Genomic DNA, 12,532 nt, shown 5'->3' with positions numbered 1-12,532 from the left:
TCGTCTGGCTCTATTCTTAAGCCTATGAATAAAATTGCTGAACTCAAACGCGCCAAGCGACTGGCGCTCTCATTGCTGCTGATTGCCGCCGCCACTTTCGTTATCACGCTGTTTCTGCCGCCTAACTTTTGGGTGCTCGGAATCAAAGCGATCGCCGAAGCGGCGATGGTCGGCGCACTGGCGGACTGGTTTGCCGTGGTGGCGCTTTTTCGCCGGGTGCCGATCCCGTTCATCTCGCAACATACGGCGATTATCCCGCGCAATAAGGATCGGATCGGGGAAAATCTCGGTCAGTTTGTGCAGGAAAAATTTCTCGACACCCAGTCCCTGGTCGCGCTGATCCGCCGCCATGAACCGGCGCTATTGATCGGGAACTGGTTCAGCCAGCCGGAAAACGCCCGGCGTATTGGCCAGCACCTGCTGCAAATAATGAGCGGTTTTCTCGAACTGACCGATGACGCCCGCATTCAGCGACTGATCAAGCGGGCGGTGCACAAGGCCATCGATAAGGTTGATCTCTCTGAAACCAGCGCATTGATGCTGGAAAGCATGACCAAAAACAATCGCCATCAGGTACTGCTCGACACGCTGATCGCCCAACTTATCTCTCTGCTGCAACGCGACAGCTCGCGGGCGTTTATCGCCCGGCAGATCGTGCACTGGCTGGAGACCGAACATCCGCTGAAAGCGAAGATCCTGCCGACCGAATGGCTGGGCGAGCACAGCGCCGAGCTGGTTTCTGATGCCGTTAACTCCTTGCTGGATGACATCAGCCACGATCGCGCCCATCAGATCCGCCACGCCTTCGATCGCGCGACGTTTAAGCTCATCGATAAGCTCAAACACGATCCGGAAATGGCCGTGCGAGCGGAAAGCCTCAAAAGCTATCTGAAAGAAGACGAAGCCTTCAACCGTTATCTTGGCGAGCTGTGGGCAGACCTGCGTCAGTGGCTGAAATCCGATATCAACGCCGAGGATTCGCGCGTGAAGCAGCGCATTGCTAATGCCGGGCAGTGGTTCGGCGAAACGCTGGTTGCCGACAGCGCCCTGCGCGCTTCATTGAATGGACATCTGGAGCAGGCCGCGCATAAGGTTGCGCCAGAGTTCGCCACCTTCCTGACGCGCCACATTAGCGACACGGTGAAAAGCTGGGATGCGCGCGATATGTCACAGCAAATTGAGCTAAACATTGGCAAAGATTTGCAGTTTATTCGCGTCAACGGCACGCTGGTCGGCGGTTCTATTGGGCTGCTGTTATATCTACTGTCGCAAATTCCTTCCCTGCTAACGCTGGCGAATCTTTAAGGGGACCACCTCGCTGGTGATGCCACTCGCCCGTCAACTTAGCGTGCCACGCAATATTAATCTGCTGGGCCTGGTCACCCTGACATACGGTATCGGACAAATTCTCGGACCGCTATTAACCAGCCTGTTAGGAAGCGGCGCTCAGGCCATAATTAGTGCCACGCTGTGTGGTGCCATTGCGTTGTTTATTGCTGCGATTATCAGCCTCACGCAATTATATAAACAGCGTATCAGCACCTCTAAATGACGAACAAAATACCCGCCAGGAAATTTATAATTCACCACCGTTAATTTATAAACTCACTTTAAAATGCGTAAAAATGGACATATTAACGCAACATCAACACCATTTCAGAAAACGCACATATCCTGGTTTAAAAAACTCACTCGGGTTAATAATCCTGATCGGTTTAATGTGCCCGTTTAAACGCGGGAAAATGTAAAAAAGGCGTCTTACAAAAGACGCCTTTTACATATTATCACAACAAATTAGAACTGATAGGTCAGACCCGCAACAACCTGGTTGTCACCGTCAGCGCCATCAAGCAGGTTAATTTTATAACCTACATCAGCGACCATATTTTTGTTGAAGTAGTAGTCCGTACCCAGCGCCACATATTCGGTCAGGTCATTATTATTGTTGTCACGCGCATGGACGTAAGCCACGTTCGGACGCAGACCAAAATCAAACACATACGCAGCCATCGCTTCAAAGTGCTCAGCTTTGTCCGCATCCTGAATCAGGTTGTGGGACTCACCGTACATCGTCGCTACATAGATGGCGTTAGCATCATACTTCAGGCCAGCGCCCCAAAACTCTGCGTTTTTGCCATCCCAACCATTCTGTTTCTGCTGAGCAGTCACAGAACTGGTGGTGTAGGCCGCAATCGCAGACACGCCGGAATCGGCGATATTGTCGTAGCCCAGGGAGAAGCCGTAGCCATTGCCGTGCTGTTTCGTCGGATCCTTATCGGTATCATCCTGACCCTGATACTGCGCGCCCAGGCTCAGGCCATCAACGGCACCAAACAGATTTTTGGTGCGGAGTGTTGCAACGCCAGAAGTGCGTGTAGTAAGGAAGCGGTCAGTATTTTCATAGGAGTCACCGCCGAACTCTGAAAGAGTGTCAGTGTAAGCTCCCACGTCGTAAGCGATACCGTAGTTACGACCGTAGTCAAAGCTAACGTCATGGCCGTAATCCAGACCAGCAAACGCCAGACGTGTATTAACACCATTCTGAGAACCTTCTGCTTTAGAGGCATCAAACTGACTTTCAAACTGGCCATAGCCAGTCAGTTGATCGTTGATTTGAGTCTCACCGCGAAAACCCAGACGTGCGTAGGTACCATCAGCATCGGTGCCGTCAGTCCAGGAGTGGACTGCTTTCACTTTGCCGTACAAATCAAGTTTGTTGCCATCTTTATTATAAATTTCCGCTGCCTGAGCGGAAGTGATGCCTAATGCCATCACTGCTAATACCACTGCTGACTTTTTCATATTTTTACTCACTTTTAATTGTGAATTTTGCTATCAACTTTGTTATGAAGGCAGAAAGTCCTCATAAAAAAGCCCCCTGAATACCAAGGGGAGAAATCAATAACACACCAATAAAGGCAATAATGAAGTGGCAATAAATAATTCACTACTCAGATTTCATTTAAAATCTGGAATAAGGTCAACCAGGTTTACTCTTGATTCTCGCGCTGGTTAATAGAACGATGTAGCATTAACGCCTCAGCGATAATATCTTGTTTACTTTTTCGCGTTTCAAATGCCAGCGTTCGGACATATTCCCACAGAGAAGTATCAACGCGGGCACTTAAAAGAACCATATCTTTAGATCGGGTACCCCTGGCTTTTCGGATATCGGGATAATCTCGAGAAGGCATCGTCATCATCTCCTGAACGCAATAAGACGCTTATGGCGATGAAATATGCAGTCAGTGTAAAAACATGTCAACGGTAAAAAACACTCGCACTCGTAATAAAACTGTTAATAAATCACAGTAAAATGGAACGCTATTTCAAGTGAAAGATAACTTGTTTATAGAATAATGTGTAATTTTAACTTTACATATTTCCATTTTTATTCATTTGATTAAAACGCATGAAGCATTGACAAAACTTAGCACACCAAATCAAAACATCATTACGACCAATAAGTTACGTACCGTTATTAATGTCTACTTTTACGCAAACTGCTTGTTTTTATGTACTGTTATGCAAAGCGGTCCTACCCAAACCACTACGGGAATCACTTTGATTCTCACTTAATGCTGGCCTGTTTTGTCTAAAAATAAGCACGAAAAGGTAAAAATAAGGTAAATAACTCATTTTTTTGCATGCAAAATTAAGTTATTTTTAATTGATATAAATCAATTTACGCCGAGTAAGGGCGGCGAAAAAATCTCAGCTGAGATGTCAGACATAATTATTTACGTCAAATTCAGTACGAGAAAAGGGGAATTATCACGAGGGAAAATACCACACGGACCGAAGCTGCCCGTGTGGCTGAAGAAGGAAAATCAGGCGTTAACTTTATCCAGCGGCCAGGACTCGAACAGATAGCCATCAAAGTCGATATCATCGACATTTGAAAATTCCAACAAACGTTGTTTGACGTTTTCCAGATGCTGCCACATTGCCAGCTTGGCCGCGCGGGCGTCCTTTTTAATTAACGCCGCCAGGATCTGCTTGTGGTCGACCATCCACTCTTTACGGTAATGAGTATCATCGAGGTGGCTATGAAGCTGGATCCACATCGGGTTGTTCTCACGCCACTGCCATGACTGGCGAAACAGCTCCACCAGCATGCTGTTATGCGTGGCTTCAGCAATCGCCAGATGAAACTGCATGTCACCGCTTTCTGAGCCATTCGGTTCGCTGGAGGCCAGTTCACGCTCTTCCAGTTGCAACGCCTGACGCATTTTAACGATGTCTTCGCGAGTGGCCTGCAGCGCGGCAAATTCAGCGATGTTGCTTTCCAGCAACTGGCGTGCCTGCAGCAGTTCAAACGGACCGGCATCGTTGCAGTGATTTGCATCGGGACTGTCGATACTCTGCGCATCCGCATTGTCGAGCACGTAGATTCCGGCACCGCGACGCACGTCCACCAGTCCTTTAATTTCCAGCATGATTAATGCTTCACGTACCACCGTGCGAGTGACATTAAGCATCTCAGCGATTTCACGCTCCGGCGGCAAACGCTCACCGGGCTGGTACGGCGTCTGGACAATCAGATCGCGGATCATGGCACCCACTTCCTGGTAGGGTCTTTGTTGAGAAGTGTTCGATTTCATCGTGTTATGTCCGTCAGAAGCGTGTAATCAGATACGGTGACCAAGTATCGAACTATAGCATTTGCGGCAAGTCAAAAACAGAAAACGGGTCAACCAAATCAGTATTTTGATTGACCCGTCATAGTTCGGGGAATTAAGCGTCAGCGCTTAGCGCGGCAACACACTCACGCGCGCCCAGCTCACACAGTTGTTGATACATGGCGATAACCGTCTCAACAAAGTCGGCGTTTTCCGCCAAATCATGGCCAAAAATCCCGCTCAGCCCCAGCAGCGCCGTCACGCGTTCAGCTCCCTGGTACTGTTGGTTAATACGCTGGAATTCAGCCAGCATGGGGTCAACTACATCGATGGCCTGCCCCTGCTCATCCACGCCGTGGGTATAACGCATCCAGCCCGCAACGCCAAGCGCCAGGTGACGCCAGTCGCTGCCGTTTTGCAAATGCAAACGTACCGGATCAAGCAGGCGCTGCGGCAGTTTCTGGCTGCCATCCATCGCAATCTGCCAGGTGCGGTGGCGCAGAGACGGGTTGCTAAAACGCTCGATCAGCAGTGTCGCGTAGGCGTTGAGATCGGTGCCTTCCGGCATCGCCAGCGTCGGCGCCTGTTCCTGCATCATCAGTGCAAACGTCGCTTTGCGGTACGCGGGATTCGTCATGGTATCGGCGATGGTTTCATACCCGCCAAGATAGCCCAGATACGCGAGGAAAGAGTGGCTGCCGTTGAGCATACGCAATTTCATCATTTCAAACGGCACCACATCGGCAACGAACTGCGCGCCGACTTTATCCCAGTCCGGACGACCGTTGACGAAATTGTCTTCAATCACCCACTGACGGAACGGCTCACAGGCGATAGCACACGGATCGTAAACGCCCAACTGGTCGGCAATTTCCTGCAACGTTTCTGGCGTCGCTGCCGGAACAATGCGGTCTACCATGGTGCATGGGAAAGTGGCATTAGCTGCAATCCACTCCGCCAACTGCGGGTCGCGCGCCTGCGCCAGGCCCAGCACCGCGACTTTCGCCACATGACCATTTTCACGTACGTTATCGCAGGACATCACGGTAAAGGCCGCCAGCCCCTGCTCGCGACGCAGATACAGCGCCTGTACGATGTACCCAATCGCTGATTTCGGCGCAGTCGGATTCGCCAGGTCGTGCTTAATCAGTGGGTTATTGAGATCTAACTGACCGCTGGCAGCATCGGTGCAGTACCCTTTTTCCGTGACCGTCAGCGAGACAATCGCCGTCTGCGGGCGCGCCATGGCCTGTAAAATACCATCGCAACCGTCAAGATCCGGGTGCAGCGCTTCTTTCATTGAGCCAATCACTTTCAGTACGGTGTTGTCCGCGCCCTTTTCCGCCACGGTATACAACAGTTGCTGCTTGCGTAGGTTTTCAATCAGCACGCAGTCGTTACCCGGCATCAGGTTAACTTCACAGATACCCCAATCGCTGTTGGTGGTTTCTAAGAGATGGTGGGTGTACAGCGCCTGATGCGCGCGGTGAAAAGCCCCGCATCCCAGGTGAACAATACGGGATTGCAGGCGAGAACTGTCCCACGCCGGACGCGCAACCGGCAGGTTGCTACTGGCAATTGTCGTTGTCATCGTGAACTCCAGAAGCCGTTGGAATACCAACGGAAGAGAAAAGGAAAAAGCCGGTCAGACCGGTGACCGGCAAATCTGCTTTAACGGCTGAAGAAAGCGCGCTGGATAGCCATTTCAACACCGCGCACTTCCGCCAGCCCTTTCAGGCGACCAATCGCGGAGTAGCCTGGGTTGGTTTTCTTTTTCAGATCGTCAAGCATCTGGTGACCGTGATCCGGTCGCATCGGGATCAGATCTTCTTTGCCCTCGGCTTTACGACGTTGCTCTTCTTCGACGATCGCTTTCACCACTTCGTACATGTCAACGTCGCCGTTAAGATGCGCCGCTTCATGGAAGGTTTTCGGGTTATCTTCACGTAGCGTGGAGCGCAGATGGGTGAAGTAAATGCGCGGACCAAACTGTTTGATCATGTCAACCAGATCGTTGTCCGCACGGACGCCATAGGAGCCAGTGCACATGGTAAAACCATTCGCCATGCTGCTGACCGTATCCACCATCCACTGCATATCTTCCACGGTGGAAACAATACGCGGCAGGCCGAGGATCGGGCGCGGCGGATCGTCCGGGTGGACCGCCATACGCACACCCACTTCTTCTGCCACCGGAATGATCGCTTTCAGGAAGACAGCAAAATTCTCGCGCAGCGCAGCTTTATCGATATCTTTGTAACGCTCAAGATGCTGACGGAACTGATCGAGGGTATAGCCTTCTTCCGCGCCCGGCAGACCGGCGATGATATTGCGGGTCAAACGCGCTTTGTCTTCATCGCTCATGGTGGTGAAGCGTTCATTCGCCTGAATAATTTCTTCGGCGGTGTAGTCCGCTTCCGCGCCCGGACGTTTAAGGATATGCAGCTCAAAGGCGGCAAATTCAATCTGGTCAAAACGCAGCGCTTTGGAGCCGTCCGGCAGTACGTATTCCAGATCGGTACGGGTCCAGTCGAGAACCGGCATAAAGTTGTAGCACACGGTACGAATGCCGCACTGGGCCAGGTTACGCAGGCTCTGCTGGTAATTGGCGATCCACTGCAGATAGTTGCCAGAACGAGTTTTAATGTCTTCGTGGATCGGCACGCTTTCGACGACCGACCAGACCAGGCCCGCCTGCTCGACAATCGCTTTGCGCTTTAGGATCTCATCAACCGTCCACACTTCCCCGTTCGGGATATGGTGCAAGGCGGTGACAACGCCCGCGGCACCCGCCTGACGCACATCCGCTAAGGTGACCGGATCGTTAGGGCCATACCAGCGCCATGTCTGTTCCATGTTTTATTCCTCGTTTACGTTATGGACTCGACGATATGGCGCATAAATTCCTCCTTTTGGTATTACATGTCAACCTCAACGCCAAAATTGGTTAACCAAATCACACTGAAAGGCGTTGAGATCCTATGTATGGCGCAAAAATACACGGTGAATATGTAAACATGTAACGCAATGTGACATCTATCGCATCAATGGTTAACCAATATATGTAACATCTCAACCAAAATCATAATGGTTCAACCAAAAGAAGGTAGACGTTTTATGCACGTTCTCAATATTCTGTGGGTCGTATTCGGCATCGGTCTGATGCTGGTACTTAATCTAAGATTCAAAATAAACTCGATGGTCGCCCTGCTGCTGGCGGCACTCTCGGTCGGTATGCTGGCGGGTATGGATTTAATGGAGCTGCTGCACACCATGAAATCCGGTTTCGGCAGTACGCTGGGAGAGCTGGCGATTATCGTGGTATTCGGGGCGGTCATCGGTAAGCTGATGGTTGATTCCGGGGCGGCGCATCAGATTGCCCATACGCTGCTGGCGCGCCTCGGCCTGCGCTATGTGCAGCTGTCGGTGATCATTATTGGTCTGATCTTCGGCCTGGCGATGTTCTATGAAGTGGCGTTTATTATGCTGGCGCCGCTGGTGATCGTCATTGCTGCGGAAGCGAAGATCCCGTTCCTCAAGCTGGCGATTCCCGCCGTTGCCGCCGCCACCACCGCTCACTCCCTGTTCCCACCGCAGCCTGGCCCGGTAGCGCTGGTTAACGCCTACGGCGCTGACATGGGCATGGTCTACATCTACGGTATTCTGGTAACCATTCCGAGCGTGATCTGCGCCGGACTTATCCTGCCGAAGTTCCTCGGCAACCTCGATCGTCCGACGCCGTCATTCATGAAAGCCGACGTCCCGGTTGACCAGAACAATCTGCCGTCATTCGGTGTGTCTATTCTGGTGCCGCTGATCCCGGCGATCATCATGATCTCCACCACCATCGCCAACATCTGGCTGGTGAAAGGGACGCAAGCGTGGGAAGTGGTCAACTTCCTTGGCTCTTCACCGATCGCGATGTTCATCGCCATGGTTGTCGCCTTCGTGCTGTTTGGTACGGCGCGTGGTCACGATATGCAATGGGTCATGAACGCCTTTGAAAACGCGGTGAAAAGTATCGCTATGGTGATCCTGATCATCGGCGCGGGCGGCGTACTGAAGCAGACCATCATCGATACCGGCATTGGCGATACCATCGGCATGTTGATGTCGCACGGCAATATTTCTCCGTACATCATGGCGTGGTTGATAACCGTGCTGATTCGTCTGGCAACCGGTCAGGGCGTGGTTTCAGCCATGACGGCGGCGGGAATTATCAGCGCAGCCATCCTCGACCCGGCAACCGGTCAACTGGTGGGCGTCGATCCGGCGTTACTGGTGCTGGCAACCGCGGCAGGCTCCAACACCCTGACCCACATCAACGATGCCTCGTTCTGGCTGTTCAAAGGCTACTTTGACCTGTCGGTGAAGGATACGCTGAAAACCTGGGGTCTGCTGGAGCTGGTGAACTCCGTGGTGGGCCTGATAATCGTGTTGATCATCAGCATGATTGCATAACGTATGTCCCGCTCTGGCCAGTCGCGCCAGAGCGGTTTTCCATCCTGTCTTAGCAATCCTCAATAATCAGATACACCGCCTTCACCGGGCCATGCACCCCAACCACCTTGATAAGCTCAATATCCGCAGTCGAACTGGGTCCACTGATAATGTTAATGCACGACGGCATCCGCTCACCGGCCTGCGCTTTCTGATGCAGTTTTTCTGCCAGTTGCGCTACGCGCGGCAGGATGGTGCTTTTACGCAGCACGAAAATCGACGACTCCGGCAACAGGCTCAGGGAACGCCCGCGCTCCGGTGCGGAAAACAGCACTACGCCGCCGGACTCGGTCAGGCCATACTCGGCATAGACCACGCCCACTTTCGCCTGCTCGGCCTGGGTAATATTGTCGCTACCGCGAGCCGGGTCCCAGACCACGGCGTTGCATGCCTGCTGCAAGCGTTCAGTGATGCCCAGTTCCACCAGGCGACTGTCGCCGCTCAGTACCACCGGTTGCGGCCCTAGCTCCTCGCACAGGCGTAACGCCGCTTCTGCGGCCTGGTCCTCGCGGGTCAGTTCGCAGCGGGCCAGCATCACCTCGCTGGCAAACTGGATAAACGCCTCGCAGCGCTGCTCGGGGCTCAGTTCGGTCAGGCGCTCGTTGGCATAGTTGTTAACCGGCGCGGCATCCGCTTGCGGTTCAATACGCAGCGGGCGACCCAGCGCCTGGGCGACGGTATTTAAAAATGCGGTACGGTTATCCATTCTTTTTCTCCTGCGCCTGATGTTTCTTAAACCAGCTGCGGAAACTCTCGCCGTCAGCATCAGGCAGATCGCGCGCCTCCATCCAGTCACCAATCGCGCCAACCTTAAGCGGCGTTTTACCGCCATTGATAAACCAGCTCGCCGCATGGGCTCCGGCCATCATACCGACCTTCCACAGTCCTGGATGGCTGTTGGCATAAGCGAACATTTTGATCGCCCGTCGCTCGGCTTTCGGTGTAATGCCCTCCTCGGCCATCACCCGGCGATGGCGCAGGATCAGTTTTGACAGCGGAATCCGCACCGGACAGACGCTGTCGCAGGCCGTGCAGAGCGAACAGGCGTACGGCAGATCTTTGAAATCTTTATAGCCACCGAGCAGCGGAGAGATCACCGCACCGATGGGACCTGGATAGATGGAGCCATAGCCGTGACCACCGATATGACGATACGCCGGACAGGTGTTCATACAGGCTCCGCAGCGGATGCAGCGCAGCACATCACGAAACGCTGAGCCCAGCACCTGCGAGCGCCCGTTATCGACAATCACCAGATGAAATTCTTCCGGTCCGTCAACGTTTTCCGCCTCGCGCGGGCCGGTCAGCCAGGTGTTGTAGCCCGTCAGACGTGCGCCCACGGCGCTGCGCGCCAGCATCGTGATCAGCACATCCACATCGGCAAACGTCGGTGCGATACGCTCCATACCCATCACCGCAATATGCGTTTTCGGCAGCGTGGTGCACATGCGCGCGTTGCCTTCGTTGGTCACCAGACACACCGAGCCGGTTTCCGCCACGGCAAAGTTGCAGCCGGTAATGCCGATTTCAGCACTGAGGAAATCCTCGCGGATCTTCTGGCGAATGAATAAGGTCATGGCTTCCGGTGTTTCCGGGCCGTCGTAACCCAGACGTTCGTTCAGCACACGGCGGATCTGATAGCGATCTTTATGAATAGCCGGGACCACGACATGCGAAGGCGGATCCTGATCCAATTGCAGGATGTACTCGCCAAGATCGGTTTCGATCACCTGAATTCCGGCATCCTGCAGCACATGGTTGACGCCGATCTCTTCGGTCACCATCGACTTGGACTTCACCACCTTCTTCGCATTTTTATTCTGCGCGACCTGCAGAATGTAGCGGGTGGCCTCTTCTTTGGTTTTGGCGAAATAGACGTGCCCGCCGTTTTGCGTCACTTTCTCGGAGAGTTGATACAGGTAAGCGTCGAGATTGCTCAGAACGTGATCGCGGATCTGACTGGCACGATCGCGCCAGTCTTCCCAGTGGCCTAACTCATCGACCATTTTTTGTCGATTCGCGCCGATACGCTCCTGCGCATTAGCCACGGCTTTGCGCATGATTGGGTCTTCAATCTGCTGACGAATGCGCAGTTTAAATTCTACATCGCTGGTTTTTATCGACATTTCTTTCCCCTCAGCGGCTCATCAGCACTTCAGCAATATGCATAACTTTGACCGGCTGACCTTCCCGTTGCAGTCGACCGCCAATGTTCAGCAGGCAGCTGACGTCTGCGCCAATCAAATATTCCGGCTTCGCATCCATCAGGTGAAAAACTTTCTCTTTCACCATCTCGCCGGATATTTCAGCCATTTTGACCGAGAATGTTCCGCCAAAGCCGCAGCAGGTGTCCTGATCGGCAAACGTCAGCAGCTCCAGCCCGCGCACGTTTTTCAACAGAGTGAGCGGCTCTTCCTTCACACCCAGCTTGCGGGTCAGGCTACAGGAGGGGTGATATACGGCGCGGCCCTGCAGACTGGCGCCGACATCCACCACGCCCAGTTTGTTGACGATAAAGGAGGTGAGATCCTGCATACGCGCGGCAACGTTCTCAGCACGGATAGCCCACTCAGGTTCATCGGCCAGATAGGTCGGGTAGCTTTTTACCGCATAGGTGCAGGAGCCAGCCGGAGAGATAATTGGATCGTCGTTGTCTTCCAGCGCGGCGATCAGGTTTTTCATTCCGGGGATCGCTTCTTTGATGTAACCGCTGTTGATGGCTGGCTGACCGCAACACCCTTGCTTCTCGGGGAAATTCACGCGGCAACCCAGTTTTTCCAGCAGCAATACGGAGTCTCGTGCCATCCGTGATTTCAGTGCGTCACCAATGCAGGTGACAAAGAAATTTACATTCACAATAACTACTCCATTGCTTCATTTCTGTTTATTGCGCTTGATAGTGCTGTATCAAGCAAAGGTTCAATCGCCTTTCACGCCCGGTTTTTCTGTTTGCTCGTTTTACTAATGCCCGGGTTCATGGTGGTGCTCAGATCGTTTTCCGTTGATGGCGACTCTCCGCCTCTTATATCAGGACAATCGTAAATGTCTGCATTTTCATTTGTATGACAAAACAAAATAATCCTCTAATCGACTGGTACATGCAATAGCCAGGTTTATTTATTTCGGCATCGCTCACATTTTTATATTTAAAACCACAGCATTTTGAACACCTTAAAAATAGTTTCAGGAGATAACTATTCTCGTCACTACCATTATCAAAGAGGTTGTTAAATAACTACTTATAAGTATTTCGCTTGCTCTTAAGTATATTTACCTGGCGATATATTTTAATTAAAAGATTACAATAGTTACAAAACCACAAATCATAATTACTTTATTTACTGAAGCGATTCAGTTTACAGCTTTTATTAATCCAGCCATGTAGCCTCCCCACCATAAATATAAATCAG

General features: G+C 52.2%; 10 protein-coding genes and 1 pseudogene. 3 read left to right on the top strand and 8 right to left on the bottom strand.

What is annotated here, in order from left to right; translation table 11 throughout:
• Positions 1 to 24 precede the first annotated feature (24 nt).
• Complete coding sequence (locus tag ACVXHP_RS15405) at positions 25 to 1,305, top strand: DUF445 domain-containing protein (RefSeq protein WP_316129225.1); 1,281 nt, start codon at positions 25 to 27, stop codon at positions 1,303 to 1,305.
• Positions 1,301 to 1,552: pseudogene (locus tag ACVXHP_RS15400) on the top strand (YbfB/YjiJ family MFS transporter); the annotation flags it as partial. The gene ACVXHP_RS15405 and the pseudogene ACVXHP_RS15400, both read left to right, overlap by 5 nt.
• Positions 1,553 to 1,794: 242 nt before the next feature.
• On the opposite strand, the gene ACVXHP_RS15395 reads toward ACVXHP_RS15400, so the two are convergent.
• From ACVXHP_RS15395 to uxuA, 5 genes are all read right to left on the bottom strand, one after another.
• A complete protein-coding gene (locus tag ACVXHP_RS15395; RefSeq protein ID WP_447571766.1) occupies positions 1,795 to 2,802 on the bottom strand; it encodes a porin in 1,008 nt (335 codons plus the stop codon).
• A gap of 188 nt (positions 2,803 to 2,990) precedes the next feature.
• Positions 2,991 to 3,194, bottom strand: a complete 204-nt coding sequence (locus ACVXHP_RS15390; protein WP_447571765.1) for a hypothetical protein — start codon at positions 3,192 to 3,194, stop codon at positions 2,991 to 2,993.
• A gap of 636 nt (positions 3,195 to 3,830) precedes the next feature.
• A complete protein-coding gene (gene uxuR / locus ACVXHP_RS15385) occupies positions 3,831 to 4,604 on the bottom strand; it encodes a Uxu operon transcriptional regulator (protein ID WP_304702406.1) in 774 nt (257 codons plus the stop codon).
• Between the two features lie 133 nt (positions 4,605 to 4,737).
• Entirely contained in the window at positions 4,738 to 6,213 is a 1,476-nt protein-coding gene (locus tag ACVXHP_RS15380; RefSeq protein WP_447571764.1) for a fructuronate reductase, read from the bottom strand.
• An 80-nt stretch (positions 6,214 to 6,293) separates the two neighbouring features.
• Positions 6,294 to 7,478: a mannonate dehydratase gene (uxuA, locus tag ACVXHP_RS15375; protein WP_447571763.1), complete on the bottom strand. Its 1,185-nt coding sequence runs from the start codon at positions 7,476 to 7,478 to the stop codon at positions 6,294 to 6,296.
• 261 nt (positions 7,479 to 7,739) lie between these two features.
• Between uxuA and gntP the strand changes: the two genes are divergently transcribed.
• Positions 7,740 to 9,083, top strand: a complete 1,344-nt coding sequence (gene gntP, locus ACVXHP_RS15370) for a gluconate permease GntP (protein ID WP_003033260.1) — start codon at positions 7,740 to 7,742, stop codon at positions 9,081 to 9,083.
• A gap of 49 nt (positions 9,084 to 9,132) precedes the next feature.
• Here gntP and ACVXHP_RS15365 read toward each other — a convergent pair whose 3' ends face one another.
• The 3 genes from ACVXHP_RS15365 to ACVXHP_RS15355 are packed head-to-tail and all read right to left on the bottom strand — an operon-like array spanning position 9,133 to position 11,978.
• Positions 9,133 to 9,828, bottom strand: a complete 696-nt coding sequence (locus tag ACVXHP_RS15365) for a LutC/YkgG family protein (protein WP_447571762.1) — start codon at positions 9,826 to 9,828, stop codon at positions 9,133 to 9,135.
• A complete protein-coding gene (locus tag ACVXHP_RS15360) occupies positions 9,821 to 11,248 on the bottom strand; it encodes a LutB/LldF family L-lactate oxidation iron-sulfur protein (protein ID WP_447571761.1) in 1,428 nt (475 codons plus the stop codon). The genes ACVXHP_RS15365 and ACVXHP_RS15360 overlap by 8 nt, the downstream gene beginning before the upstream one ends.
• A 10-nt stretch (positions 11,249 to 11,258) precedes the next feature.
• Positions 11,259 to 11,978: a (Fe-S)-binding protein gene (locus ACVXHP_RS15355; protein ID WP_137350409.1), complete on the bottom strand. Its 720-nt coding sequence runs from the start codon at positions 11,976 to 11,978 to the stop codon at positions 11,259 to 11,261.
• Positions 11,979 to 12,532 lie beyond the last annotated feature (554 nt).

The organism is Citrobacter freundii complex sp. 2025EL-00176, assembly GCF_053309355.1.
This window is presented reverse-complemented; position numbering and strand designations above follow the sequence as displayed.